We start from the raw sequence: 25,275 nt of genomic DNA, 5'->3' as shown, positions 1-25,275 counted from the left end.
TCCGGTGATCTGCTACCGGACCACCGCGGCCGCGGCGTCAGGGGCGGAGCAGGATCTTGCCGGTCACGCGGCGCTGTTCGATGTCCTGGTGCGCCGCCGCGGCCTCCCGCAGCGGGTAGATCCGGCCGACGACCGGCCGCAGCCGGCCCGCGGCGGTCTCCGCCAGCGCGTGCCGGATCCGCCGCGGGGTGTCCGGCCAGAACTCGGGCAGCTGGGACATGTCCGCCACCGTCAGCCGGCGGCGGTCCGCGTCCGTGAGCGCGGTCGGCGCGCCGCTGCTCATGCCGTAGCCGGAGAAGCGGCCCCCGTCGCGCAGCAGCGCCAGCGCCGCGGACCCGAGCGGGCCGCCGACCCCGTCGAACACCACGTCCAGTCCGGGCACCCGCCCGGCCCAGTCCGGGTTCGCGTAGTCGACGGCCCGCACCCCCAGGTCCCGCGCGAGCGCGAGCTTCTCCGGCCCGCGGACCGCGGCGATCACCGCCGCCCCCGCGTCGCGGGCCAGCTGCACCAGCAGGCTGCCGAGCCCGCCGACGCCCGGCACGACCAGGACGTCGTCACCGGGGGAGACCGGGGTCTTTTCGAGCAGCGCCACCGCGGTGCTGCCGTCGTCGAGGACAGCGAGTGCCTCCGGCAGCCCCAGCCCGTCCGGCACCCGGAAGGTGGACCCGGCCTCGGCGAGCACGGTGTCCGCGTAGCCGCCCCCGGGCGCGCGGGTGACGACCCGCGCGCCGAGCCAGTCCGCCGCCACCCCGGGGCCGGTGGCGGTCACCGTGCCCGCCACCGCCCCACCCGGCACGTACGGCGGCCGCACGGGGAACGCGTCGGGCCCCTCGCCGCGCCGGATGAGCGTGTCCAGCCAGAGGGCGCCGGCGTACTCGACAGCGAGCCGGAGCTGACCGGCTTCCGGTTCGGGAGTGGGCAGGGTGACCGGTTCCAGTACCTCGGGACCGCCGAAGCGGGTGACCATGATCGCGTCCATGCCCAGAGTCTCGAACTTCGACCAAGCTTGAAGTCAAGCGATCAGGGCACCACGTCGGTGACCGTGTCCTTCACCACCTGCCAGCGGCCGTGGTCGCGGACCAGCGTCAAGCTGATCGTGAAGTGGCGGTCGATGCCGTGCGACGGCTCCAGGTAGTGCGCGTCGAGGATCGCGAAACCCATCTGGCAGTTCTCGACCACGGTGTGCACTACCGTCCACGGCATCGCGTACTCGTAAGGCACCTTGAACTGCTGCTCCACCACCGGGATCACGTTCGCGTCGTAGCCGATGAGGACGTTGCCCCGCCGGCCCACCGTGACCATGTCGCGGTGGATGACCGCGCGGTAGCGGGCGGCGTCGCGCTTGTTGAAGCTGTCCATGTCCTCCCACACGGCGTGGTCGAACGCCCGCCGGCACTCCTGCTGCCCGCCGCCGGTCTGCTCGCCGGCCGCCGCGGCGACCGGGGCGCCGATCACCGCCGCCGCCAGCGCGGTACCCAAGGCCGTGTAACCCCACTTGCGCATCTGGTTTCCCTTCTCCGTGGACCGGACCGGAGACTGCCGGGGCCGTGCATCACAGCTGCATCACTTCCGCACCGGCGCCGGTCGCGGGCCGGTTAGCCTCGCCGGCGGGGTGAGTCATGGAGTTCCGCGTCCTGGGTCCGGTGCGAGTGCTCGGCGACGGGCGGCCGATCGGGCCGTCCGGGCCACGGCAGGAGCGCATCCTGGCGGCGCTGCTGCTCGGCGCCGGCCGGGTGGTGCCGGTCGCCCGGCTCGTCGACGTCGTGTGGGACGGCGAGCCCCCGGCGACGGCGGTGCGGCAGGTCCGCAACCTCACCACCGCCCTGCGGCGCACGCTCGTCGCGGCCGGGGCGGGCGAGGACGTCCTGACCGCCGAAGGACCCGGGTTCACGCTGCGGCCGGGCGCGTTCGACGTCGACGCGTTCGAGGAGCACGCCGGCCGCGGCGAGTTCCGCGAGGCGCTGGCCTGCTGGCGTGGCCCCGCGCTCGCCGGGGTGGCTAGCGCCGCGCTGCGCCCGGACGCCGAACGCCTGGAGGAGCGGCGGCTGGCCGTGCTGGAGCAGTGCCTGGCCGCCGAGGTCGATGGCGGGCACGGTGACGTCGTCGCCGAGCTGACCGCGCTGGTCGCCGAGCACCCGCTGCGGGAAGGGCTGGTCGGGCTGCTCATGCGCGCCCTGCACCGCGCGGGGCGGCAGGCCGACGCGCTCAACGCCTACCAGCGTGCGAAGCGGCGGCTGGCCGGCGAACTGGGGATCGCCCCCGGCGCGCCGCTGCGCGCGCTCTACGAGGAGCTCCTGCACGAGGAGCCCGTGCCCGGCCGCTGTTTCCTGCCCTACGACGTGCCGGACTTCACCGGTCGCGCGGCCGAGGTCGCCCGCGCGCTCTTGGCGTTGCGCGCCGGGCAGCCGGTGGTGGTCGACGGGATGGCGGGGGTCGGGAAGACGGCGTTCGCGGTCCGCGTCGCGCACCGGGCGGTGCCGGAGTTCCCGGCCGGGCAGCTGTTCGTGGACCTGCACGGCCACACCCCGGGCCGGGATCCGCTGCCGGCCGAAGCCGCGCTGGCGGCCCTGCTGCTGCAGACCGGTGTGCCGGCGAGCCGCCAGCCGGACGGGCTCGACGAGCGGGCCGCGCTGTGGCGCTCCCGGGTCGCCGGGCGCCGCGTGCTCGTCGTGCTCGACAACGCCGCGGGCCCCGGGCAGGTGGTACCGCTGTTGCCCGGCGACCGCGGCGTCGGGGTGCTGGTGACCGGCCGCCGCCGGCTCGCCGCGGTGGACGGCGCGCTCGCGCTCGGCCTGGACGTCCTGCCGCCGGCCGACGCCGAGGCCCTGTTCACCGCCGCGGCCGGGGGCCGGTCCGGCGCGGGCGTCGCGCGGCTGTGCGGGTACCTGCCGCTGGCCGTGCGGATCGCCGCGGCCCGGCTCCAGGCGCGTCCACTGTGGACGCCGGCCGACCTGGTAGCGCGGCTCGGTTCCGAGCGGCGCCGGCTGGGGGAGCTGCGCGCGGGCGGCCGGGACGTCGCGGCGACGTTCGCGCTGTCCTACCGGGACCTCACGGCCTCGCAGCGGCGGATGTTCCGGGTGCTGGGGTGCCACCCGGGCGGTGACTTCGGGCTCCCCGCGGCGAGTGCCCTGTACGGCGCGGGCGTCGCCGAGGCCGAGCGGCTCCTGGAGGACCTGCTCGACGCGCACCTGCTCCGGCAGCCCGCCCCGGACCGCTACGGCTTCCACGACCTGATCGCCGAACACGCGCGGGAGGTGGCGGACCCGGCCGAGGCCGCCGCGGCCCGGGACCGGCTCCTGGACCACTACCGCGACGGCGAGTTCTCGTTCGTCGTCGAGCGTGCCAACCTGGTCGCCGTCACCGCGCTGGACGGCGGACGCGACGAGCACGTGTGGCGCATCGCCGACCGTGCCGTGGCCGCGTTGCGCGAGCAGGGGCACCGCGACGAGCTGACGGCGCTGGCCCGCGCGGGCGTCCGGGCCGCGGACCGGCTGGGCGACCCGCACGCCCGGCAGTTGAGCCTGGCGAACCTCGCGATCGCGCACTGGGAGTCCGGGCGGCTCGCCGAGGCTGTCGAAGCGACGGAGGAGCGGTTGCGCCTGGCCCTCGCGACCGGCGACCGCGCGGCCGAAGCGGCAGCCCTCGCCCGGAGGGGGGCGCTGCACGGCATGCTTGGCCGCTACCCCGACGCGGTCCGGGTTTATCGGCGGGCACTGGTGCTGGCCGGCGAAACGGGCAGCCACGCCATCGCCGCCCTGGCCTGGGGCAACCTGAGCCACGCCCAGGAGGTGCTCGGCGACCTCGAGGACGCGCTGACGTCGGCGTCGCGCGCCCGCGCGATCCGCGAGGAACTCGGCGACGGCCACGGCGCGATCCTGGCGTCGGCGCAGCTGGGGCTGGTGCTGGCCCGGCTCGGCCGGCTCACCGAAGCCCGGGAAGTGGTGGAGAAGGCGGTGCGCGCGGCGGTCGAGGCGGGATACGCGTTCGGCGAGGCGTGGAGCCGCATCGACGCCGCGGAGGTGCTGCTGGCGGCCGGGCGGCCGGCGGAGGCACACGACCACGCCGAGCGCGCGTGCGCGATCCTCGCCCGGCTCAACCACCCGCTGCTGCTGACCATGGCGGCCAACAGCCTCGGCACCGCCGGCCGGGCCCTCGGTGACCCGTCGGCGGCGTCGGCGGCGCACCGGCTCGCGCTGACCACGGCGCGCCGGATCGGGTACCGCGCCCAGGAGGCCCGTGCCCTGATCGGCCTCGGCTCGGCGTGCGCGGCGCTGGGGCAGGACGCGGAGGCGGAGCGGCACCTGCGGGCGGGACGCGCGCTGCTCGAGGAGATCGGCCTGCCGGGGGAGCGGGTCCACGAGCCCGGGTGAGCGGTCACATGCGGTCAGCCGGCCGGGGTGACGTCGATCAGCACCTTGCCGGTGACGCCTTCCTCCGACGCGGTGTGGGCCTTCGCGGTGTCCGCCAAGGCGAACCGGTGGACGGGCACGCCGCGGTCCTCGCCGAGCCGCAGGGCGCCGTCGGCCAGCGCCGCGGTGACGTCTTCGGCGGCGGCGCGCAGCTTGTCCGCGCCGACCGTGTAGAGCACCAGGAACTGGTACCGCGTGTTGGCCCACAGGTTCGCCCCGAAGTCGAGGCTGACCGTCCCGGTGCCGCGGTCGTCGCCGTAGATCGCGACCGTGCCGCGGGGGCGCAGGACCTCGGTGTGCAGTCCCGCGTTGACCCCGGCCGCGACCTCGACGATCAGGTCGACGCCGTCGGGGGCGGCTTCGCGGACGCGGACGGCGAGCTCCGGGTCCGGGTAGCGCAGCACGTGCTGGGCGCCGGCCGCGCGAGCGAGGGCGGCCTTCTCGTCGCTGCTCACCGTGGCGATCACCGTCGCCCCGGCCCAGCGGCCGAGCTGGATCGCGGCGTTGCCGACCGCCCCGGCGCCGCCGCTGACCAGCACGGTCCGGCCGTCGAGGGCGCCGGGGGCGAGCCGGGCGGGCCCGTCTTCGGCGACGGTGAGCGCCCGGTGCGCGGTCATCGCCGGGATCCCGAAGCCGGCCCCTTCGTCGAAGCCGACGGCGTCGGGCAGCCGGACGAGCTTCGCGGCGGGCAGCACCGTGTACTCCTGCGCGGTGCCGGCCGCCGGCCCGTGGGTGCCCGCGAGGATCACCCACACCCGGTCGCCCGGCGCGAAGCCGGTGACGTCCGGGCCGACCGCGTCGACGACGCCGGCCCCGTCCTGGTTGGGCACCGTTTCGGGCACCTCGGCCCCGGGCTCGGCGCGGAGGCCGCTCCGGGCCTTCCAGTCCGTGGGGTTGACCGCGGACACGACGATCCGGACGCGGACCTCGCCGGGTCCCGGGTCCGCGGTGGCCCGCTCCGCCAGTGCCAGCACCTCGGGTCCGCCGTGGCGGCGGTAGACGACTGCTTTCATGCCGGGTGCAATCCCGGTGGAACCCGGGTTATTCCCGGCGCCCGCGAAAATGGGACACCGGAAAATCGGCACGGATTTCCGTCGCCGCCGACGGAAAAAGTGGAAATCGAGCCGTGCGGGTGATCCCCCGGCCGGGCGATTTTAGGGGTTGCCCGAGCGGAACCGGCCGCCGTCGCAGAAACTGGGCGCGTGGGAGAGGACAAGCGCAGCCAGGGGGACCAGCGGCCGAAGCGCGACGACGGTGAGCCGACGCCGATCTTCGACGCCGTGTTCAGCGCGACGCGCGCACAGGCGACCGCGAATGCGCGGAATCCGTCCGATGAACCGGGCGGAAAGGGGCCGTGAGCGGGACCGAATCGGTGGGCCGCGGCTGACGTATAGCACTTCGTTCGACGTTCGCAAACAACATGTAGAGCTTCCCGGGTGGGCGTGCGTCCGGGCGTGAGGAGTGAAGCGTGGCAGGGGTCGTGAACAGCCTGATCGCCGCCGAGCACGCGGCCGGAGCGTCGATCTCGGAGCTGGCCGAACGCTGGGGGATCGACCCTCGCCAGGTGGTCGAGCGGATTTCGGCGGCTTCCCGCTCCTGACCCCGCCGCGGTCAGAGCGCGCGTTCCCCCTTGCCCAGCACGACGATCCCGCCCTCGCTGACGTGGTAGTGCCCGCGGTCGCGGGCCAGGTCGACCCCGATGTGCGCCCCGGGGGGGACCACCACGTTCTTGTCGAGGATCGCCCGCCGCACGACCGCGCCCCGGCCGACGCGGACGCCGTCCAGCAGCACCGATCCCTGCACCACCGCGCCCTGCTCCACGAGCACGTCCGGCGAGAGCACCGAGTCGACCACCTGCGCGCCCGAGATGATGCAGCCATTGCTGACGATCGACTGGTTCGCCGAGCCGCCCTCGACGAACTTCGCCGCCGCCCGCTGCCCGGGGTGGGCGAGGATCGGCCACTTCCGGTTGTAGAGGTTGAAGATGGGGTGCGTCGAGATCAGGTCGGTGTGCGCGTCGTAGTAGCTGTCGATCGTCCCGACGTCGCGCCAGTACCCGTGGTCGCGTTCGGTCTCGCCGGGCACGACGTTGGTGGTGAAGTCGTAGACCGCGGCCTCGCCCGACCTCACCAGCGCCGGGATGATGTCGCGGCCCATGTCGTGGTGCGACGCGGCGTTCTCGGAGTCGGCGTACAGGGCCTCCAGCATCACCTTCGTGGTGAAGATGTAGTTCCCCATCGACACGTACGCCTCGTCGGGCGAGCTCGGCAGGCCCGGCGGGTCCGCGGGCTTCTCCATGAACGCGTCGATCATCAGCCCGTCGGTGGTCCGGATGACCCCGAACGAGCTCGCCTCCGCCCGCGGGACGCGGATGCCGGCGACCGTGACGCCCGCGCCGGACGCGATGTGGGCGTCCAGCATCTGCCGCGGGTCCATCCGGTAGATGTTGTCCGCGCCGAACACCGCGATGTACTCGGGGCTCTCGTCGTGGACCAGGTTGAGGCTCTGGTGGATGGCGTCGGCGCTGCCCTGGTACCACCGCGGGCCCAGCCGCTGCTGCGCCGGCACCGGCGTGACGTACTCGCCGGTCAGCGCCGAGAGGCGCCACGTGGTGCTGATGTGCCGGTCGAGCGAGTGCGACTTGTACTGCGTCAGCACGCACAGCCGCCGGATCCCGCCGTGCACCAGGTTCGAGAGCACGAAGTCGATCAGCCGGTGCGTGCCGCCGAACGGGACGGCCGGTTTCGCCCGGTCCGCCGTCAGCGGCATCAGCCGCTTGCCCTCCCCGCCCGCGAGCACGATCCCCAGCACATGGCATTCGCCGTTCACGACGACCTCCCGCACGCCTCGTAAAGGGCGACCGTCCGCTCGGCGATCGCCTTCCAGCCGAACTCGCCGACCGCGCGCTCGCGGCCGGCGGTGCCCATCGTGGCGGCCCGGTCCGGGGAGCCCGCCACTTCGTTCAGCGCGGCGGCCAGGCCCGCCTCGAACCCTCTCGCGTCGGCTTCGTCGTAGTGCACGAGCAGGCCGGTCCGGCCGTCGTCGACGACCTCCGGGATCCCGCCGACGTCGCTGGCCACCACGGGGGTGCCGCACGCCATCGCCTCCAGGTTGACGATGCCGAGCGGTTCGTAGACCGACGGGCAGGCGAACACCGCGGCGTGGGTGAGCAGCTGCACGACCTCGGCGCGCGGCAGCATCTCCGGGATCCAGTGAACGCCGGTGCGCGTCTTCTCCAGGTCGGCGACCAGGCCGCGGAACTCCGCGTCGAGCTCGGGGGTGTCCGCGCCGCCCGCGCACAGCACCAGCTGGGTGCCCGGGTCGAGCTGCGCCGCGGCGCGGACGAGGTGCGGCACGCCCTTCTGCCGGGTGATCCGGCCGACGAACAGCACGTACGGCCGGTCCGGGTCGATGCCGTGCTTCGCCAGCACGTCGGTGCCGGGGTCGGGGCGGTAGAGCGTCGTGTCGATGCCGTTGTGGATCACGTGCACCCGCTCGGGCGGCACCGCCGGGTAGGCGGCCAGGACGTCCCGGCGCATGCCGCCGCTGACCGCGACGATCGCGTCCGCGGCTTCGTAGGCCTCGCGCTCGATCCACGACGAGACGCGGTAGCCGCCGCCGAGCTGTTCGGCCTTCCACGGCCGCAGCGGTTCCAGCGAGTGCGCGGTGACCACGTGCGGGATGCCGTGCGTCAGCTTCGCCAGGTGCCCGGCCAGGTTCGCGTACCAGGTGTGGCTGTGCGCGAGGTCGTGCCCTTCGAGGGCGTTCGCCATGGACACGGCGATGTCCATGGTCGTGAAGGCGGGCTGGCGGTAGCCGTGCGGGTCGGTATGCCCGGTGGCGCCGTCGCGGTCGGCGCCCCAGCAGTGCACGTCGAGATCGACCAGCGGCCGCAACTCCCGGGCGAGGAACTCCACATGGACCCCGGCGCCGCCGTAGACCTCCGGCGGGTATTCCCGGGTGAGCAGGCCGACCTTCATGATGCGAACCCTAGGGCCTTCGTGGGCCGTGGCGCAGTCTGGCGTCCAGGGGAATCTCGCGAGTTTTCCGTCACTGCTCAGATGAGCGCGGAGGGCTCGCCGTGCCGAACGGCTGCCCGGCGGCGGCGGATCGCGTCGATCAGCCTGCCGGACCCGATGATCGTCACCGCCGGGCCGTGGCCGTTCCCGGCCTGCTGTGCGCGGTGGTCCGGACGGGCGCCACAGTGGACGGACCTGGGCCGATGAAATCCCGGTGAACCGCCGTGTCCTCCCCGGGCGGGATGCGCCCGCCCGGGGAGGTTCCTAGGCTGACCGGTGTGGGGGCGAGGGTGGTGAGCGGGCTGCGGGCCCGCCTGGAGACGAGCCTCGGCCGGGCCGGTATCGGGCTGCCCTGGTGGGTCCCGGTGGCGGCGACGGTCGTCTGCGCGGTGCTCGCCGTGGCCGCGGTGGCCCAGCGGGGGGCACTGGTGCCGTCGGCGCTGGCCGGGCTGCTGGCGATGGTGACCGCGCTCGGCTGGGCGGTGACCGGCGTGATCGCGCCGGCGTGGCTGAAGGTGCTCACCGTCCTCGCGGCCGTCGGGATCCTCCTGGCCGATCCGGTCGTCCCGGACTTCTCCCCGGTCCTGCTGGTGGTGCTGGCCGCCGAAACGGCGTTGATCACCCGGCCGGCCTTCGCCTTCGCCGTGGCCGGCTCGAGTGTGGCGATGCTCGGCGTGGCGGCGGCCCGGGTCGGGCTGGTCGGTTTCCCGGTCTACGTCGCCGCGGTGCTGCTGGGCCTGTCGGGCGGGCTCATGGGCCGCTGGTACGGGCGGGCGCTGGACGCCGAGCGCGCGGCGCGGGACGCCGTCCGCGACCAGGCCGTCCTCGCCGAGCGGCAGCGGATCGCCCGCGAGGTGCACGACGTCGTCGCCCACTCGCTGAGCATCACGCTGCTGCACCTGACCGGCGCCCGGCGCGCCCTGCGGCAGGACCGGGACGTCGACGAAGCCGTCGAGGGGCTCGAGGAGGCCGAACGCGTCGGACGGGCGGCGATGGCCGACATCCGCCGGACCGTCGGCCTGCTCGCCGAGGCGCCCGCCGGCACGCACTCGCTGCCGGGCGCCGGCGACATCCCGGCGCTGGTCGAGCGCACCCGCGCGGCCGGGCTCGAGGTCCGCTACGAGCAGCGCGGCGACCTGGCGGCGCTGCCGGACCTGGCCGGCCTCGGCCTCTACCGGATCGCGCAGGAGTCGCTGGCCAACGTCGCCAAGCACGGCGGGGGCGCGCCGGCGCGGATGCGGCTGGACGTCGGCGCCGCCGGGGCCCGGCTCACCGTCCGCAACCGGCTCTCGGCTCCGGCGGCCGCGGGCGCGGGCGGGTCGGGCCTGACCGGGATGTCCGCGCGGGCGGGCCAGCTGGGCGCCGAGCTGAGCGCGGGACCGGAGGGGCCGGACTGGGTGGTCGCGGTCAGCGTGCCCGTGGGTGCCGCTCCGTGACGGCCGTCGACGGGGAAGCCGTCCGGGTGCTGCTGGTCGACGACCAGGAGCTCGTGCGCTCCGGGCTGCGGCGGATCCTGCGCCGCCGCGACGGGTTCGTCATCGCGGGCGAGTGCGGCGACGGCGAGGACGTGCCCGCCGCCGTGGCCGCCGCGGAAGTGGACGTCGTCGTGATGGACCTGCGGATGAAACGCGTCGACGGGATCGAGGCGACCCGGCGGCTGCGGCGGGCCGGCGGCCGCCCGCCGGTACTGGCCCTGACCACCTTCGACGACGACGAGCTGCTCGCGGGCGCCCTGCGCGCGGGCGCGGTCGGCTACATCCTCAAGGACTCGCCCGCCGAGGACCTCATCCGCGCCGTGCGCGCGGTCGCGGCGGGCGACGCCTGGCTCGACGCGGCGGTGACCGCGCGCGTGCTCACGACGTACCGGCGCGCGGCCGCCGACGGGCCCGCGGCCCCGCCGCCGGGGACGCTGACGCCGCGCGAGCTGGACGTGCTGCGCGCGGCCGGCCGTGGCCTGAGCAACGCCGAGATCGCCGCCGCGCTGGTCGTCTCGGAGCTGACGGTGAAGAGCCACCTGAGCCGGATCTTCACCAAGCTGGGGTTGCGCGATCGCGCCGCGGCCGTCGTGTACGCGTTCGACCACGGCATCGTCAGCCCGCGGACGGCGCCGTCCGGGTCCATTGTGGACGACGCGCCGATGTCGCCGGTTCCGGAGCCGGACCCGGTGCCCGGACTGCGGTTCTCGGTGCTGGGGCCGCTGCGCGCGTGGCGCGGCGGCGCCCCGCTGGACCTGGGCCCGGTGCGCCAGCAGGCGCTGCTGGCCGCGCTGCTGCTCCGCCCGGGTGTCATGGTCAGCCAGTCGGAACTGCTCGACGGCGTGTGGGGGCTGGAGCCGCCGGGCACCGGGGGCCGGGTGGTGCCGGTGTACGTGCACCGGCTGCGCAAGTGCCTGCGCGGGCCGGGGGAGCGGACGCCGGACTCGGTGATCGGCCGCACCCGCGGCGGCTACCGGTTCGCCGCCGACGGCGTGCGGATCGACATGGCCCGCCTGGCGCAGCTCGAATCGGACGCCGGCGTCGCCGAGGAGGCGGGCGACCTGGCGGCCGCCGTCGCGTCCTGCGCCGCGGCGCTCGGGCTGTTCCACGGCGAGCCCCTCGCCGGGTTGCCGGGGCCGTTCGCGGAGGGCCAGCGGCTGCGGCTGACCGAGCGCCGGAGCACGCTGTGGACCCGCAAGGCGCGGCTGCAGCTGAGGCTGGGCCGGGCGGCGGAAACGGCCGACGAGCTGTCCGCCGTGCTGGCGCTCGAGCCGCACCGCGAGCCGCTGGCCGTGCTGCTGATGCGGGCACTGCGGGCGACGGGCCGCCGCGCGGAGGCGATCGCGGTGTACGGCCGCATCCGCGACCGGCTCGCGGCGGACCTCGGGGTGGAGCCCGGCGAGGAACTGCGGCGCACCCACCGGGAGCTGCTGGGCTAGGTGGTTTCATCCGGATTTCATCGGTGGTGGCTAGGTTCGGGGCGTGGCAGCCCGGATTCCCCCGGTGCGGCCGGATCAGGAGGAGCCCGTGCGACCCACCCCGTCGAACATCGTCGTCCCGCGGACCGCCGAGCCGAGCCCGGGGGAGCGACCCGGGCAGACCGGGCCGGGCTGGAGCTGGACGGCGTTCTTCCGACCGTGGCGGCTCGGGCAGCCGACCCCGAAGCCCCGGTGGGCGACGTTCGGCACGGCCGGCGAGGCCATCGACGACCTCGTGCGGTGCTTGAAGGACGGCAACGCCGGCGAGGGCGGGGCCCGGTGCGCCGCGGAACTGCAGGCCCGGCGGCCCCGAGGTGAGCTGGTGCTGTGCGACGGCGGGGAATGGGCGTACGTCGTCTCCAAGCTGGGGCCCGGAGTGCACCTGAGCGACGCGGCCGAGGCCCGCTTCTCGGCGTGGTACGCGCAGATGGCTCCGCGCCGGGCGGAAATCATCACCGCCGGGCGACCGGTGCTGTACTGACCAGGTCCCGCGTCCACTGTGGACTGAGCTGGGACAGGCGCCCGCCGTGCGGGAAAGGGCATCACGTGTGACCCGAGGGGTATCACCCGTGATTCCGGTTCGGCGCGTCGAAATCCGGTTGGCAGCCCGGTCGGCCGCCGCTATGCTGCCCCGGAATCCAGATCGCGTCGAACGAGGGGAGCCGGCCGTGTGCGTCGCCGTTGCTCCCCGGTCGCGGTCCGAGGTGATCCTGGTGTCTCCGCGTCCCCGGTGCCTGCCGCGCGGCTCGCACCGGAATCCGTGACGCGTACCTGAACCCCGCCGTCACGGGGAATCGCGCCGTCCTGATCCGGATCGTCCACGAAGGACCGTGCCGTGCGCGCCACCACCCGAGACCTGACCATCGTCCGCAACCTGGGCATCCTCGCCCACGTCGACGCGGGCAAGACCACCGTCACCGAACGGATCCTCCACCGCACCGGAGCCACCCACAAACCGGGCGAGGTCCACGACGGCACCACCGTCACCGACTTCGACCCGCAGGAACGCGACCGCGGCATCACCATCTTCGCCGCGGCCGTCAGCTGCACGTGGGACGGCCACCGGCTCACCCTCATCGACACCCCCGGCCACGTCGACTTCACCGACGAGGTCGAGCGGTCGCTGCGGGTCCTCGACGGCGCGATCGCGGTGTTCGACGCCGTGGCGGGCGTCGAACCGCAGAGCGAAACCGTGTGGCGGCAGGCCGACCGGCACGGCGTCCCGCGGATCGCCTTCGTCAACAAGCTCGACCGCGCGGGCGCCGACCTCGACGCGGCCGTCGGCTCGATCCGGCGGCGGCTGCACCCGGTGCCGCTGGTCGTGCAGCTGCCGATCGGGCGCGAGGACGGCTTCACCGGCGTCGTCGACCTGCTGCGCCTGCGGGCGCTGCGGTGGCCCGGTGGTGCGGACGAGCCGGTGCCGGACGACCTGCGCGACGAGGCGAACCGGCGCCGCCGGGTGCTGGTGGAAGCCGTCGCCGAGCGGCATCCCCTGGCGCTGGACGAGTTCTGCGCCACGGGAACGGTCACGGCGGAGACGCTGGAGAAGGCGCTGCGCGACCTGACCCGCACCGGCGACGGTCTCGTGGTGCTGTGCGGCTCCGCCTACCGCGACCGCGGGATCGAGCCGCTGCTGGACGCCGTCGTGGCCTACCTGCCGTCGCCGGCGGAGGTGCCGCCGGTGCGCGTCGACCGGCCCGCCGACCCGGCGGCGCCGCTGGCCGCGCTGGTGTTCAAGGTCGTCTCGACGGCCACGGGACGGCTGACGTACCTCCGGATCTATTCGGGCACGCTGCGAAAGGGGGACCAGGTGCGGGACGCGGGCGCCGGCCGGACCGAACGGATCGCCAGGGTCCTGCGCGTGCAGGCCGACCGGCATTCCGAAGTGGACAGTGCGGTGGCGGGTGACATCGTCGCGGTGGCCGGGCCCAAGGCGGCGCGCGTCGGTGCGACGCTCTGCGCGCCCGGCGACCCGGTGCTGCTGGAGCCGCCGGTGACGGCGGACCCGGTGGTCTCGGTGGCCGTCGAAGCCCGCCGCGCGGGCGACGGCGAACGGCTGACGTCGGCGTTGGCGCGGCTGGCCGAGGAGGACCCGTCGCTGGTCGTGCGGGCCGATCCGGAGACCGGGCAGACGGTGCTGTCCGGGCTGGGCGAGCTGCACTTGGAGGTGGCGGTGGAGAAGCTGCGGCGCGACCGCGGGCTCGAAGTCGCGGTGGGGCGGCCGGAGGTCGCGCACCGGGAGACCGTGGTCCGCGGCGTGTCGGGGTTGCTGTACCGGCACGTCAAGCAGGACGGCGGGGCGGGCCAGTTCGCCCACGTGGTCCTGGACGTCGAGCCTGCCGAGGACGGTTTCGCGTTCGCCTCGGCGATCGTCGGCGGCCGGGTGCCGCGCGAGTACGTCCGCGCGGTCGAAGCCGGCTGCCGGGACGCGCTCGCCGAGGGCCCGCTGGGCGGGCACCCGGTGACCGGCCTGCGCGTCACCCTGACCGACGGGGCGACCCACCCGAAGGACTCGTCGGACCTGGCGTTCCGGACGGCGGGCCGGCTCGGCCTGCGGGAAGCCTTGCGCGGCAGTGTGCTGCGGCTGCTCGAACCGGTCGCCGAGGTCGTGGTGACCGTGCCCGCCGACGCCGTCGGCGGCGTCCTCGGCGACCTCGCCGCCCGGCGGGGCCGGGTGGCCGGTTCGGTCGTGCGGGCGGGCACGGCGGTGGTGACCGCGACCGGTGCCGGTCGCGGAGCTGTTCGGCTACGCGAACCGGCTCCGCGGCCGGACGCGGGGCCGGGGCACGTTCACCGCGCGCCCGGCCGGGTTCGCCCCGGTGCCGTAGCCGGCCGGCAATCCGGCTCAAGCGCCCCAATGTGGCGTTGGGTGCGTCCAGCGCACCGAACGCCACATTGGGTGCGTTGGATGCCCCGAATGCCCAAGGCCGGGCAGCTTGACAGCTCGCTGCCGCAGCCAACTGCCCGGCCTTGCCCGAATGCCACATTGGGGCGCTTCAAGCCGGTCGCGCACTCATGACCGGGGGAGGGACTTCAGGCCGGCCAGCAGCCGGTCGACGTCGGTGTCCGTTGTGTACGGCGCGATTCCGGCCCGGACCGCGCCGGCGTCGCCGAGCCCGAGGTGCCGGGCGCATTCGATCGCGTAGAAACTGCCCGCCGGGGCGTTCACCCCTTGGGCCCCAAGGTGTTCGTACACCGCCCGGGGCGCTACGCCCTCGACGGAGAACAGTGCCGTCGGCGTGCGGGGCCGCTCCGGTGCGCCGTGCCGGGTGACTCCCGGCAGCGCGGCCAGCCCCGCGTCGAGGCGGGCGAGCAACGCGTTCTCGTGCTCCTCCAACGCCGCGAACGAGGCCAGCAGCCGAGCGCGGCGCGTGCCGGTGCCGGGGACGAGCCCGGCGAGAAAGTCGATGGCCGCCGTCGTGCCCGCCAGCAGCTCGTACGAGAGCGTGCCCAGTTCGAAGCGCTCCGGGACGGCGTCGGTCGAGGGCAGCAGCTTGTCCGGGTGGAGCGTTTCCAGCAGGGCCGGTGCCGCCGCGACCAGTCCGAGGTGCGGGCCGAGGAACTTGTACGGCGAGCAGGCGTAGAAGTCCGCTCCGAGCGCCGTGACGTCGACCGCCGCGTGCGGAGTGAGGTGCACGCCGTCGACGTACAGCAACGCGCCGGCGTCGTGCGCCGCGGCCGCGATCGCCGGGATGTCCGGCCGGGTGCCGAGCAGGTTCGACGCCGCGGTGACCGCGACCAGCCGGGTCCGCTCCGACAGCAGCCCGGCGACGGCGCCGGTGGCGAGCTCCCCGGTGCCGGGGTCGAAGTCCGCCCAGCGCACGGTGGCGCCGGCGGCCGCCGCGGCCTGCACCCACGGCCGGATGTTCGCGTCGTGGTCGAGCCGGGTGACGACGATTTCGTCGCCGGGGCCCCAGTTCTTGGCGAGGGTGCGGGAGAAGTCGTAGGTCAGCTGGGTCATGCTGCGGCCGAAGACGACCCCGGCCGGGTCGGCGGCGAGCAGGTCGGCGACGGCCAGCCGGGCTTCGGTGACGACCGCGCTCGCCCGCCGTTCGGCGGCGGTGACGACGCCGCGGTTGGCGATCGCGGCGCAGAGCGTCCCGGCGACCGCTTCCCCGACGACGTCGGGGACCTGCGAGCCGCCAGGGCCGTCGAAGTGGGCGGCGCCGGCGGTGAGCGCGGGGAAGTGCTTGCGGATCGTCCGCACGTCGTAGGTCACCGCGCCAGCATGCCGCAGCGAAGACGACGCGACCAGGAAGCTCAGGCTCTCCGGGTGGGCGCGCCCGCGGCGAGGGGCAGCCGGGGCGGCACGGGCCGCCGGACCGGCGGCGGCGGCGTCAGGTGCCGGCGCAGCCGCTGCGTCGGCTTTTCGACGTAGTGCCAGGACAACTGGCCGACGACGTAGGAGACCGGCACGGCCAGCAGGATCAGCAGCCACACCTGCCGCACCCCGGCGAGGATGAGCAGCTGCTGGATCGGGAAGCCCCAGATGTAGGTGCCGTAGCTGCCGTAGACGTGGGGCGCGGCGGCCTCGAGCTTCCGGGGCCAGTGCATGGCCAGCGTGATCGACCCGTAGGCCGCGCTCAGCGCCAGCGCGTACCGGCTCGCCGGCGTCTGGCTCAGCGCCAGGTAAGCGGCGAACAGCGCCATCGCGACCCAGGGCCGCAACGGGATCCGGTCCCGGTAGGCGTGCAGCACCATCCCGATCACGAACGGGACCAGGAACGACACCGTCGACCCGATCGGGACGACCAGCAGCGAGCCGCCCGCCCCGTGGTACTCGAACGTCGCCCGCAGGACGCTGTCGGTGTAGACCATGCCGCCGAGGACGAGGAACAGGAACCACCGCGGCACACCGATGAGCATGACGAGACCGACGACGAGGACCAGCGCGTACCCGAGCAGCTCCATCGGCAGCGTCCAGATCGCGCCGTTCACGGAAAACGGGTACGGATTGCCGGTGAACACGCCGGGCAGCTGGTGCTGCAGGTAGAACAGCACGGTCGTGCCGACGAGGTAGCGCCACGTCTGGACGTGGGTCCAGTAGTCGTGCGCGGGCCAGGTCGTGACGAGCGGGCCGATCACGAACACGGTCACCAGCAGCACCACGACCAGCGGCGGCATGATCCGCAGCAGTCGCCGCGCGGCGAACCGCCACCATGACGCGTCGCGAGCCCAGCTGTCCTGGATCTGGTAGCCGCTCATCGCGAAGAAGCCCATCAGCGCGAGGTAGCCCGGCGACATGTGCCAGGACGCGGGAAAGATCGTCAGCCGCTGCGGGTGCAGCAGCGGCATGCTGTGGTCGACGATGACCGTGACCGCGCCGATCATCCTCAACCACGCGAAGCCGGTATTGGGATTGGCGTGAATTTCTGACGAACTCGGCACGGGGGCCGATGTTAGCCCATCGGAAGCAGGCGGTTGCCCCGAACAGCCGAGAAACTCCGGTCAGCGACCCCGGTTGCGCGGGTGCTCACGGGCCCGCCGTTCGTTGCCGTGCTTGTAGTTGCCCGTCACGCGGGCCATCAGCAGCTGGGGGTCGTCGCCCCGGGCCGCCGCGGCCAGGAAACGCGCGGCCGCTTCCCCGCGCAGCGTTCCCGCCGGGCGGCCGTGGTGGGTGATCGTCACCGTGCCGTGCTCGTCGGTGCGGTAAGTGAAGCCGTCCGGGGTCCCCATGCGTCCAGGGTGGCACGGCGGGCAACCGGTTTTCCCGGGGGCGGTCCGGGGGTTTCCCGGATGGCGGCCGCGGGCGGACCCGACAGAATGCGAGAGAACGACCGGAGGGGGATGAGAGGTGCGGGCCAGGCTGGGGAACGCGTATGTGCTGCTGGGCGCGCAACTGCTCGTCCTGGTGGCGCTGCTCGTGTCGTACAACGACGGCCGGTGGCGGTTCCCGGCGTACCGCGTCGACCTGGACGTCTACCGCCTGGGCTCGGCGGCGCTGCTGCGCGGAGAAGCGCTTTACGGCGTGCTGCCGCCCACCGGGGATGGCCAGCTCCTGCTGTTCACCTACCCGCCGTTCGCGGCGATCGTGCTGGCGCCACTGACGTTGCTGCCGTACTGGGCCGCCTGCCTCGCCCTCACCCTGCTCACCCTCGGTGTCCTGGCCCTGGTGCTGGCGACGGTGCTCCGGGCCCTCGGCGCGCGGTGCGACTGGCGCCGGATCGCGGTGCTGCTGCCGGCCGCCGAGGTGCTGGAACCGGTGCTGCGCACGGTTTACGCCGGCCAGCTCGATCTCCTGCTGCTGGCCCTCGTCGTGCTGGACGTCCTCGTGGACACCCCGCGGTGGCCGCGTGGCCTGCTGATCGGCCTCGCCGCCGCGGTGAAGCTGACCCCGGCGGTGTTCCTGCTGTACTTCCTGCTCCGCCGGGACAACCGGGCGGCGATCACCGCCGTGGTGACCTTCCTGGCCGCGACGGCGTTCGGGTTCCTGGTCGCCGGCGCGGACTCGGTCCGCTACTGGACCGGCGCGCTGTGGGACACCGGCCGCGTCGGCGAACCGACCTACGCCGGCGACCAGTCGCTGCTGGGGCTGCTGGCCAGAGCCGGCGTGCCGGCGGAGGCCCGCACCGCGTGGTGGCTGCCGCTGGTGGCGCTGGTGCTCGTGCTCACCGCGCTGGGGGTGCGGCGCGCGCTCGCGGCGGGGGAGACCACCGTCGCGCTCGGCCTGAACGCGGTCGGCGGGCTGCTGGTCTCGCCGATCTCCTGGACACACCACTGGGTCTGGGCCCTGGTGGTCCTGCTCGGCTGGGCCCACCTGGCCCGCCGCACCCGGCGGCGCGGATTCGCCGTCCTGGCCGGGGTGGGCGCGGTCCTGTTCGTCGCCGGCCCGCAGTGGTGGTGGCCGCGCGGCGCGGAGGTGGAGAGCCGGTGGACCCTGGTCCAGCAGCTCACCGGGAACGGCTACGTCTTCTTCGGGCTGGCAGTGCTCGCCACCGCCGTCGTGGCGCGGTTTCCGCGACCGGACGCCGTCAGCGGCGCCGTACCGGCCGGCGCCGGCGCCAGCCCGCGCCGAGGATGAGCATCGCCGTGCCGAAGCCGAGGGCGAGGCAGATTCCGGCGGTGTTCATCGGGAACACCTCGTCGAACGCGCGCGGCAGCGGCAGGAGCCCGGCGATCCCGAGCAGCGCGTAGCAGGCCCCGCCGACGAGCAGGAACCGGCTGGACAGCTTCGCGGACCGGGTGCAGAACACGGCGGCGACGCCGGTGACCAGGTGCGCGAGCGTCCACGCCCCGGACACGGCGAACACACCGAACAGCCGGCCCGGCCCGTCGCCCACGGTGACCCCCGGCATCAGCTCGAACGCGCCGAGCACGAGGAACAGCAGGCCGATGAGCATCCCCATGCCCTGAACGGGAGCCGGGCCGGGCTTCGGTACCCCGGCCGCGGATTCGGTGCGCGCCATGTGTTCCGGGTTCCCCGTGGCGAGATCGCTTATGCGCGCCCGGGCCAAGTACCGGTGCGGGTTTCGCGCGCGACGCCGACGACGAGCCGCACTAGATGTGTATAACGACCTATACGTCCGGCCGTCAACCGGCAACGGTCAGCGCGAACCCGGCCGCGACGATCAGGACGCACGCCCCGATCGTCGTCCGCCGGTAGTGCAGGATCAGCGCCGCGAACTCCCGCAGGAACGCGCTCGGCAGGAAGTACCGCGCCGTCGGGGAACCCGTCGCGGGGAACGGGAGGCCGAGGCGCCGGCACTCCACCGCCGTCCGGAAGACGTGGTAGTCGCTGGTCACCGCCACCACCCGGCGGGCGTCGCCGGGGAGCAGACCGGCCGAGAACCGCAGATTCTCCTCGGTCGACCGGGCCCGGTCCTCGCGGAGGATCCGGTCTTCCGGCACGCCGCGTTCCCGGAGATAGGCGTGCATCGCTTCGGCCTCGGCGACCGTCTCGCCCGGGCCGCGTCCGCCGGAAACCACCAGCAGCGGGGGCGTGGTCTCCTGGGAGTAGAGCCGCAGCGCGCGGTCGAGCCGGGCCGCGAGCAGCGGCGACACCCGGTCGCCGTCGAGCCCGCAGCCGAGCACGATGACGGCGTCGAGCCCGCCACGCCGGCGGATGCGGCCGTACGCCACGGAGTACACCAGCAGCGACAGGAACAGGAACCCGAAGTAGCAGGCCAGCACCGCGGCGATGGTCACGACCGCCGAGCCCCACCGGCCGAGCGGGACGAAGAACAGCGCCTCCAGGACGAGCAGTCCGGCGCCGAGGCCGAGGGACAGCAGGTTCCCGCCGCCGCGCCCCTCCCGCCGCCACATCCGCAGCCCGTTGACGAGCAGCGCGGCCGGCAGCACCAGCGCGACGAGCACCCCCGCGACGGCGAGCAGCGCCAGCAGCGCCGGCGTCAGCCACTCCAGGTGCAATGCCTGGCGCAGCAGCCACAGTGCGGTCAGCAGGAGCGCCAGGCCGAGCCAGACGGCGTTGCCGAGCCGCCGCGGTTCGCGCGCCAGCCGCACGGCGAACACCACGAGGGCCACCGCGGCCGCGGCCGGCAGCACGCCACCGGCCAGGTTCGCCCCCGCCGCGACACTCACCCCGGGCCTCCCCGTTCTCCGCGAGGAAGCAAACCTAGCCGGGCGCGGGACTTCTGGCATCGTGAACGGCGTGAGCGATCGGCGACCGGCGTTCGTGCTGCACGAGCACTGGCATCCGCGGCACCACTTCGACCTGCGCCTCGAGGAGGACGGCGTGCTGCGGTCCTGGGCCGTGCCGCGCGGCCTCCCGCCGGACGCGGCGGGCGACCGGCTCGCGGTCGCCGTGCCCGACCACGCGCTCGACCACCTCGCGTACGAGGACGAGACCAAGAAGATCGCCGACACCGGCTGGTGGGAGGAGCACGACCGGACGGCCAAGCGGATCCTGTTCACGCTGCACGGCCGGACGGGCGCGGTGCGGTACGCGCTGATCCGCACGGCCCGCGACTGGCTGCTGCACCGCACCCGCGACCAGCCGGAGGACTACGCCGCCACCTGAACCCCGGCCGGGCGCATCGCGCGGTGCGCCCAGTGGCCGAGAACCGCGAGCAGGGCGATCTCCAGGATCATCATCAGGCGCTCCACCAAGCCGGTCGCGACGGTCGGGAGGTGGCCGCCGAGGACGACGTTGACCGCGAACGGGACGATGAACGGCAGGTAGAACGGGATCGCGGCCAGCGCGAGGCGTCGTGACCAGGTGGCGAACCGCCGCCAGCGCGGGTCGTCGCGGTGCCGCCTGCCGAGGGCCCAGCCGACGACCGGGAGGCTGAGGCAGGTCACCGCCGAGGCGTAGAGGTGGATCTTGCCGGTGGCGGTGATCGCGCCGCCCTGCGGGTCCTTCGCGAAGATCGCGACCGCCAGCAGGCTGACGCACCACAGCGCTTTCGCCACCACCAGCGCCGGATTCGCCAGCAGCCCACGGCGGTAGAGCGCGACCAGCAGCAGCGCCGAGCCGGTGCTGGTGAGGATGAGGGCGCCGTCCCACAGTCGCCGGCCCGGGCTCAGCGCGTAGTCGCTGAGCATCGTGCTGACCGGGTCGAGCGGAGCGAGCCGCCGGTCGAGGTGCAGCACGGCGAGGAGGACGACGGCGCCGGCGAAGGCCGCCAGCGCGCCGGGCACGAGCAGGCGCGACCGGAGTGACGGGTGGACGGGTGCGGGACACAGCATGCGGTAAGACACTCCGGGGCGGCTCGGCTGGTTCAGGCGGAGCCGCGGACGCTACCCGTGACCTTTCCGTGACCATTGCCGACGCGGTCGCGTTGTGACGCAGCCCACGCTCAGTGCTCGCCGTCCTGGGGGATCTCGGCGGAGTCGGTGAGCCGCAGCTTGCGCCGGGCCCGCTGGTAGAACGTCGTCATCCCCAGCCGCACCACCCGCGCCGCGCTGGGGCGGGCCCGCAGGTCCAGGCGGTCACCGGGGGAGACGTATCCCTCGACCTGGCCGTCGATCTCCACCGCCAGCCGTCCGCTGGTCGGGAGGATGTCCAGGGTGACCTCGTCGTGCACCGAGAGCACCACGCCCCGGCTGTACGCGGAGTGCGGCGCCGCCGGCGTCACCAGCAGTGCCTCCACCGCCGGGCTGGTGATCGGGCCGCCGGCGGAGAAGCTGTACGCCGTCGAGCCGGTGGGGGTGGCGACGATCACCGCGTCGGCCGAGTAGCTCACGAACGGCTGGCCGCCGACGCGCACCGCGACCACCGCGCTGCCGTTGCCCGGCACGCGCACCACCGCGATGTCGTTGAACGCCGTGATCCGCCGTCCGTTCAGCACCGCGTCGACGGCCAGCCGCGGCTCCACCGTGAACTGGTGGTCGTCGATCGCCGACAGCGCGCCGGGCAGGTCGGGGACGTCGACCTCGGCCAGGAAGCCGAGCTTGCCGAGGTTGACCCCGAGCACCGGCGCGCGCTGCCCGTCGGCCAGCCGCATGGCCCGCAGCATCGTGCCGTCGCCGCCGAGACTGACCACCAGGTCGGACCGGCGGCCGAGCTCCTCGGCCGTCACCCCGACCGCCGCGCAGTTCAGGCGGACGATCTCGTCGGCGATGCCGAGGATCTCGATGCCCCGGTTGCCGGCCCAGTCGAGCACGGCCTCGACGGCGGCCGCCGAGTCGCGGCGCGGGTGCAGCACGAGGCCGGCGGAGTGCATGTCAGCGGCCCCGGCGGGGCGAGTCACGGAGCGTCATGCGCCCAGTCTGCCCGCTCCCGCCGGTCGCCGCGAGAACCGGAGCGCGCCGTCGTCGATCCGGCCGTGCCGCAGCTTGACGACGTCGTGCGCGTAGCTCATGCCCAGCTGCCACGGCGCCCGCGAGCCGGCCTTCGGGAACTCGTCGACCGACCGCACGACGTACCCGGCGTCGAAGTCCAGCAGCGGCCGCTCGGTGACCGCCGGGTCGTCGTTGACCGGGACGCACTGGTCGTGCCCGTGCCGGTCGAGGTGGCGCAGCAGCCGGACGACGTACTCGCCGACGAGGTCGGCCTTGAGCGTCCACGACGCGTTCGTGTACCCGATGGTGAACACGAAGTTCGGCACGCCGCTGAGCATCATTCCCTTGTACGCCATGGTTTCCGGCAGTTTCACGGGGTCGCCGTCCACGACGAGTTCGATGCCGCCAAAGGCCAGCAGCCGCAGCCCGGTGGCGGTGACGACGACGTCCGCCTCGAGTTCCCCGCCGGACTCGAGCCGCAGCCCGTTCTGGGTGAAGGCCGCGATCCGATCGGTGACGATCGAGGCGTCGCCGCGGCGGATCGAGCGGAACAGGTCGCCGTCCGGCACCAGGCAGAGCCGCTGGTCCCAGGGCTGGTACCGCGGCTTGAAGTGGGTGTCGACGGCGTACCCGGGCGGCAGCTGCTTCATCGCCGCCTTGCGGATCAGGGCCTTGACCACGCCCGGCCGGCGCCGGCTGAGCTGGTAGATCAGCGTGCTCACCGCGACGTTCTTCCAGCGCGCGATCGGGTAGGCCAGCCGCGGGCCGAGCAGCCCGCGCAGCCGGTTGGCCAGCGCGTCCTCCGCGGGCAGCGAAAGGATGTAGGTGGGGGAGCGCTGCAGCATCGTCACGTGCGCGGCGCGGTCGGTCATCGCGGGGACGAGCGTCACGGCGGTCGCGCCGCTGCCGATCACGACGACCTTCTTGCCGGTGTAGTCGAGGTCCTCGGGCCAGTGCTGCGGGTGCACGACGGTGCCGCCGAAGTTCTCGAGGCCCGGGAACTCCGGTGTGTGGCCGGACTCGTAGTCGTAGTAGCCGCTGCACAGGTAGAGGAACTTCGCGGTGACCCGCACCGGCTTCCCGTCGTGCACCGCTTCGACCGTCCACAGTGCGTCCTCCGTGGACCATCCGGCGCGGACGACCCGGTGGCCGAACCGGATGAACCGGTCGATCCCGGCGTCGGCCGCGGTGTCGCGGACGTAGCGGAGGATCGAGGGGCCGTCCGCGATGGCCTTCGCGTCGGTCCACGGGCGGAACCGGTAGCCGAGGGTCTGCATGTCCGAATCGGACCGCACGCCCGGGTAGCGGAACAGGTCCCACGTGCCGCCGATGGCGTCGCGGGCTTCGAGGATCGTGAACGTCTTGCGCGGGAACGCCGTGCGGAGGTGGTGGGCCGCGCCGACGCCGGACAACCCGGCGCCGACGATCAGCACGTCGACGTGGCCGGTCATCGGACGGCCTCCGTCCGCCGCGGGCCGGTGCGGCTACGGGGTCGTGACATCGCTGCTCCTCGCGTGCTTGTCGATGAGGTCGAGCACGGTGGGCCACGCGCCTTCGGGCAGGTCGTGTCCCATGCCGGCGACCGTTTCGAGGCGGGCGCCGGGAATCGCGCGGGCGGTGGCGGCGCCGCCGGTCGGGTGGACCATCCGGTCGCGGTCGCCGTGGACCACCAGCGTCGGCGCGGTGATCTTCCGGAGCCACGCCGTCCGGTTGCCGGACTTGAGGATCGCGCCGAGCTGGCGGCCCACGCCGCCCGCCGTCGGGTCGCGGTCCCAGCCCGTCCCGGCCGTTTCGCGCACCCAGGCCTCGTCGAAGGGGAAGCCGTGCGAGCCGATGTGCCGGAACATCTTCACGGCGCTTTCGACGGCCTCTTCGCGGGACTTCGGCGGCTTCGCGCCCATCATCCGCACCGTCGAGAGCGCCGGGCGGCCGAGGAGGCGGGACCCGGTCGTCGACATGATCGACGTCAGGGTCCGGACGCGCGCCGGGTGCAGCGCCGCCACCGTCTGGGAGATCATGCCGCCCATCGACACGCCCGCGATGTGCGCGCGGTCCAGGCCCAGCGCGTCGAGCAGCCCCACGGTGTCGGCGGCCATGTCCTTCAGGTCGTACTGCTCCGGCGGGAAGCGCCCGGCGAACATCGCGGGCAGGCTCGACGGCCGGAAGCGCGGGTGCGTCGAGCGCCCGGCGTCCCGGTTGTCGAACCGGACGACCTCGTACCCGCGCTCGGCGAGCCGCGCGCAGAAGGCGTCGGGCCAGCTGTGCAGCTGCTGGCCCAGCCCGGCGACCAGGACGACGGGCTCGGCGCCGGCGTCCCCGATCCGTTCGTAGGCCAGGGAAATCCCCCGGCCGGCGTCGGCGATCCGCTCGGTCAAGAAGCACCTCCGGTGGTGGTTCGGCGGAGCACGACCGCGCGGCCGCCCCGCCTGGTACGCCTGCGTACCGCCGTCACGGTACGCCGGTGTACCATCCGGTTTCAAGAGTGAGGGGTATAGCGTGACTTCCGTGGACGTGGACACCCGCCGGTTCCGGCAGCGGCTGCTGGACGGGCTCGCCGCGTCGATCACCGATGGCGGGTTCCGCGACACGACGGTGGCCGACATCGTCCGCCGCGCCCGCACCTCCCGCCGGACGTTCTACGAACACTTCTCCGGCAAGGAAGAGTGCTTCATCGCGCTGCTCGCCGACGCGAACCGTTCGATGATCCAGCAGATCTCCGACGCGGTGGACCCGGGCGCGCCGTGGAAAGACCAGGTGCGCCAGGCGATCGAGACGTGGATCGCGTGCGCGGAGTCCGAACCGGCGATCACGCTGAGCTGGATCCGCGACGTGCCCGCGCTGGGCGCCCCGGCGCGCGAGCTGCAGCGCGACGCGATGGAGGGGTTCATCGCGATGACGCAGCGGCTGACGGACACGGCGGAAATGCGCGCGGCCGGCATCAGCCCGCCGTCCCGCCAGCTGGCGATCCTGCTCCTGGGCGGCCTGCGCGAGCTGATCGCCACGACGGTGGAGGACGGTGGCCGGGCGGGCGACGTCACCGAACTCGCGGTCCGCGCTTCGATCGCCCTGCTCGGCCCGTCCTGACCCAAGCGCCCCAATGTGGCGGGGGGGGGGGGGGGGGGGGGCGCGGGGGGCCCGGCCGGGGGGGGGGGGGGGCGCCCCCCAACCGAGGGGGGGTGTGACGGGACGCGGGGGGGACGCGGGAACAGAAAGA

The 25,275-nt window shown here is 74.2% G+C and carries 23 protein-coding genes and 2 pseudogenes; 11 read left to right on the top strand and 14 right to left on the bottom strand.

Annotation, left to right across the window (positions count from 1 at the left end):
- Positions 1-37: 37 nt before the first annotated feature.
- Together AB0M82_RS05560 and AB0M82_RS05555 are read right to left on the bottom strand one after the other, a co-directional pair.
- The gene (locus AB0M82_RS05560; protein WP_364717957.1) at positions 38-979 is read right to left on the bottom strand and encodes a zinc-binding dehydrogenase; all 942 of its coding nucleotides are present in this window, start codon (positions 977-979) and stop codon (positions 38-40) included.
- Positions 980-1,020: 41 nt separating this feature from the next.
- Positions 1,021-1,503, bottom strand: coding sequence for a hypothetical protein (locus AB0M82_RS05555; RefSeq protein WP_364717955.1), 483 nt, complete (start codon positions 1,501-1,503; stop codon positions 1,021-1,023).
- A gap of 116 nt (positions 1,504-1,619) precedes the next feature.
- Between AB0M82_RS05555 and AB0M82_RS05550 the strand changes: the two genes are divergently transcribed.
- Positions 1,620-4,370, top strand: a complete 2,751-nt coding sequence (locus tag AB0M82_RS05550) for a BTAD domain-containing putative transcriptional regulator (RefSeq protein WP_364717953.1) — start codon at positions 1,620-1,622, stop codon at positions 4,368-4,370.
- A 14-nt stretch (positions 4,371-4,384) separates the two neighbouring features.
- On the opposite strand, the gene AB0M82_RS05545 is transcribed toward AB0M82_RS05550, so the two are convergent.
- The gene (locus tag AB0M82_RS05545) at positions 4,385-5,422 is read right to left on the bottom strand and encodes an NADPH:quinone reductase (RefSeq protein ID WP_364717951.1); all 1,038 of its coding nucleotides are present in this window, start codon (positions 5,420-5,422) and stop codon (positions 4,385-4,387) included.
- Between the two features lie 189 nt (positions 5,423-5,611).
- Between AB0M82_RS05545 and AB0M82_RS05540 the strand changes: the two genes are divergently transcribed.
- Positions 5,612-5,767 (top strand): hypothetical protein, encoded by a 156-nt coding sequence (locus AB0M82_RS05540; RefSeq protein ID WP_364717949.1) that lies wholly within the window; start codon positions 5,612-5,614, stop codon positions 5,765-5,767.
- A gap of 110 nt (positions 5,768-5,877) precedes the next feature.
- A complete protein-coding gene (locus AB0M82_RS05535) occupies positions 5,878-6,009 on the top strand; it encodes a hypothetical protein (protein ID WP_364717947.1) in 132 nt (43 codons plus the stop codon).
- An 11-nt stretch (positions 6,010-6,020) separates the two neighbouring features.
- On the opposite strand, the gene glgC is transcribed toward AB0M82_RS05535, so the two are convergent.
- Both glgC and glgA read right to left on the bottom strand, forming a co-directional pair.
- The gene (gene glgC / locus AB0M82_RS05530) at positions 6,021-7,238 is read right to left on the bottom strand and encodes a glucose-1-phosphate adenylyltransferase (RefSeq protein WP_364717945.1); all 1,218 of its coding nucleotides are present in this window, start codon (positions 7,236-7,238) and stop codon (positions 6,021-6,023) included.
- Positions 7,235-8,389, bottom strand: a complete 1,155-nt coding sequence (glgA, locus tag AB0M82_RS05525) for a glycogen synthase (RefSeq protein WP_364717943.1) — start codon at positions 8,387-8,389, stop codon at positions 7,235-7,237. Before glgA ends, glgC begins: the two co-directional genes overlap by 4 nt.
- Positions 8,390-8,706: 317 nt before the next feature.
- Between glgA and AB0M82_RS05520 the strand changes: the two genes are divergently transcribed.
- The 5 genes and pseudogenes from AB0M82_RS05520 (at position 8,707) to fusA (ending at position 14,209) form a co-directional block, all read left to right on the top strand.
- Positions 8,707-9,864 carry a histidine kinase gene (locus tag AB0M82_RS05520; RefSeq protein ID WP_364717941.1) on the top strand — a complete coding sequence of 386 codons (1,158 nt, stop codon included), beginning with the start codon at positions 8,707-8,709 and terminating at the stop codon, positions 9,862-9,864.
- Positions 9,861-10,520, top strand: a pseudogene (locus AB0M82_RS05515) (response regulator transcription factor); the annotation flags it as partial. The gene AB0M82_RS05520 and the pseudogene AB0M82_RS05515, both read left to right, overlap by 4 nt.
- Positions 10,521-10,565: 45 nt before the next feature.
- Positions 10,566-11,342 carry a BTAD domain-containing putative transcriptional regulator gene (locus tag AB0M82_RS05510; RefSeq protein ID WP_364718034.1) on the top strand — a complete coding sequence of 259 codons (777 nt, stop codon included), beginning with the start codon at positions 10,566-10,568 and terminating at the stop codon, positions 11,340-11,342.
- A gap of 88 nt (positions 11,343-11,430) precedes the next feature.
- Positions 11,431-11,862, top strand: a complete 432-nt coding sequence (locus AB0M82_RS05505; protein ID WP_364717939.1) for a hypothetical protein — start codon at positions 11,431-11,433, stop codon at positions 11,860-11,862.
- A gap of 354 nt (positions 11,863-12,216) precedes the next feature.
- Positions 12,217-14,209, top strand: a pseudogene (gene fusA / locus AB0M82_RS05500) (elongation factor G).
- 185 nt (positions 14,210-14,394) lie between these two features.
- Here fusA and AB0M82_RS05495 read toward each other — a convergent pair.
- Genes AB0M82_RS05495 through AB0M82_RS05485 form a run of 3 tightly spaced genes read right to left on the bottom strand, consistent with a single transcriptional unit; the run spans position 14,395 to position 17,057 of the window.
- Complete coding sequence (locus AB0M82_RS05495; RefSeq protein WP_364717937.1) at positions 14,395-15,600, bottom strand: cysteine desulfurase-like protein; 1,206 nt, start codon at positions 15,598-15,600, stop codon at positions 14,395-14,397.
- Positions 15,601-15,641: 41 nt separating this feature from the next.
- Complete coding sequence (locus AB0M82_RS05490) at positions 15,642-16,769, bottom strand: acyltransferase (protein WP_364717935.1); 1,128 nt, start codon at positions 16,767-16,769, stop codon at positions 15,642-15,644.
- Positions 16,770-16,829: 60 nt separating this feature from the next.
- Positions 16,830-17,057: a hypothetical protein gene (locus AB0M82_RS05485; protein WP_364717933.1), complete on the bottom strand. Its 228-nt coding sequence runs from the start codon at positions 17,055-17,057 to the stop codon at positions 16,830-16,832.
- Positions 17,058-17,175: 118 nt separating this feature from the next.
- Between AB0M82_RS05485 and AB0M82_RS05480 the strand changes: the two genes are divergently transcribed.
- Entirely contained in the window at positions 17,176-18,402 is a 1,227-nt protein-coding gene (locus AB0M82_RS05480; RefSeq protein ID WP_364717931.1) for a glycosyltransferase 87 family protein, read from the top strand.
- On the opposite strand, the gene AB0M82_RS05475 is transcribed toward AB0M82_RS05480, so the two are convergent.
- The gene (locus AB0M82_RS05475; RefSeq protein ID WP_364717929.1) at positions 18,353-18,787 is read right to left on the bottom strand and encodes a DUF4383 domain-containing protein; all 435 of its coding nucleotides are present in this window, start codon (positions 18,785-18,787) and stop codon (positions 18,353-18,355) included. The genes AB0M82_RS05480 and AB0M82_RS05475 overlap by 50 nt on opposite strands.
- A 124-nt stretch (positions 18,788-18,911) precedes the next feature.
- Positions 18,912-19,919 carry a YdcF family protein gene (locus AB0M82_RS05470; protein ID WP_364717927.1) on the bottom strand — a complete coding sequence of 336 codons (1,008 nt, stop codon included), beginning with the start codon at positions 19,917-19,919 and terminating at the stop codon, positions 18,912-18,914.
- 70 nt (positions 19,920-19,989) lie between these two features.
- On the opposite strand from AB0M82_RS05470, the gene AB0M82_RS05465 reads away from it, so the two are divergent.
- Complete coding sequence (locus tag AB0M82_RS05465) at positions 19,990-20,358, top strand: DNA polymerase ligase N-terminal domain-containing protein (protein ID WP_364717925.1); 369 nt, start codon at positions 19,990-19,992, stop codon at positions 20,356-20,358.
- Here AB0M82_RS05465 and AB0M82_RS05460 read toward each other — a convergent pair.
- From AB0M82_RS05460 to AB0M82_RS05445, 4 genes are all read right to left on the bottom strand, one after another.
- Positions 20,343-21,026 (bottom strand): DUF998 domain-containing protein, encoded by a 684-nt coding sequence (locus AB0M82_RS05460; RefSeq protein ID WP_364717923.1) that lies wholly within the window; start codon positions 21,024-21,026, stop codon positions 20,343-20,345. The two genes, AB0M82_RS05465 and AB0M82_RS05460, sit on opposite strands and share 16 nt — an antisense overlap.
- Before the next feature lie 110 nt (positions 21,027-21,136).
- Complete coding sequence (locus AB0M82_RS05455) at positions 21,137-22,003, bottom strand: NAD(+)/NADH kinase (RefSeq protein ID WP_364717921.1); 867 nt, start codon at positions 22,001-22,003, stop codon at positions 21,137-21,139.
- Positions 22,004-22,036: 33 nt separating this feature from the next.
- A complete protein-coding gene (locus AB0M82_RS05450) occupies positions 22,037-23,512 on the bottom strand; it encodes an NAD(P)/FAD-dependent oxidoreductase (RefSeq protein ID WP_364717919.1) in 1,476 nt (491 codons plus the stop codon).
- Positions 23,513-23,545: 33 nt separating this feature from the next.
- On the bottom strand, positions 23,546-24,436 hold the full coding sequence (locus tag AB0M82_RS05445; RefSeq protein ID WP_364717917.1) for an alpha/beta hydrolase: 891 nt from the start codon (positions 24,434-24,436) through the stop codon (positions 23,546-23,548).
- 121 nt (positions 24,437-24,557) lie between these two features.
- Between AB0M82_RS05445 and AB0M82_RS05440 the strand changes: the two genes are divergently transcribed.
- Complete coding sequence (locus AB0M82_RS05440; RefSeq protein ID WP_364717915.1) at positions 24,558-25,145, top strand: TetR/AcrR family transcriptional regulator; 588 nt, start codon at positions 24,558-24,560, stop codon at positions 25,143-25,145.
- The last annotated feature ends 130 nt before the right edge of the window (positions 25,146-25,275 follow it).

It is taken from the genome of Amycolatopsis sp. NPDC051128, from assembly GCF_040682715.1.
Taxonomy (GTDB): domain Bacteria; phylum Actinomycetota; class Actinomycetes; order Mycobacteriales; family Pseudonocardiaceae; genus Amycolatopsis.
This window is presented reverse-complemented; position numbering and strand designations above follow the sequence as displayed.

Coding starts and splice junctions, on each gene's coding strand:
- AB0M82_RS05560 (WP_364717957.1), bottom strand. CDS start 979: ATGGACGCGATCATGGTCACCCGCTTCGGCGGTCCCGAGGTACTGGAA.
- AB0M82_RS05555 (WP_364717955.1), bottom strand. CDS start 1,503: ATGCGCAAGTGGGGTTACACGGCCTTGGGTACCGCGCTGGCGGCGGCG.
- AB0M82_RS05550 (WP_364717953.1), top strand. CDS start 1,620: ATGGAGTTCCGCGTCCTGGGTCCGGTGCGAGTGCTCGGCGACGGGCGG.
- AB0M82_RS05545 (WP_364717951.1), bottom strand. CDS start 5,422: ATGAAAGCAGTCGTCTACCGCCGCCACGGCGGACCCGAGGTGCTGGCA.
- glgA (WP_364717943.1), bottom strand. CDS start 8,389: ATGAAGGTCGGCCTGCTCACCCGGGAATACCCGCCGGAGGTCTACGGC.
- AB0M82_RS05510 (WP_364718034.1), top strand. CDS start 10,566: ATGTCGCCGGTTCCGGAGCCGGACCCGGTGCCCGGACTGCGGTTCTCG.
- AB0M82_RS05485 (WP_364717933.1), bottom strand. CDS start 17,057: ATGGGGACCCCGGACGGCTTCACTTACCGCACCGACGAGCACGGCACG.
- AB0M82_RS05475 (WP_364717929.1), bottom strand. CDS start 18,787: ATGGCGCGCACCGAATCCGCGGCCGGGGTACCGAAGCCCGGCCCGGCT.
- AB0M82_RS05460 (WP_364717923.1), bottom strand. CDS start 21,026: ATGCTGTGTCCCGCACCCGTCCACCCGTCACTCCGGTCGCGCCTGCTC.
- AB0M82_RS05455 (WP_364717921.1), bottom strand. CDS start 22,003: ATGCACTCCGCCGGCCTCGTGCTGCACCCGCGCCGCGACTCGGCGGCC.
- AB0M82_RS05450 (WP_364717919.1), bottom strand. CDS start 23,512: ATGACCGGCCACGTCGACGTGCTGATCGTCGGCGCCGGGTTGTCCGGC.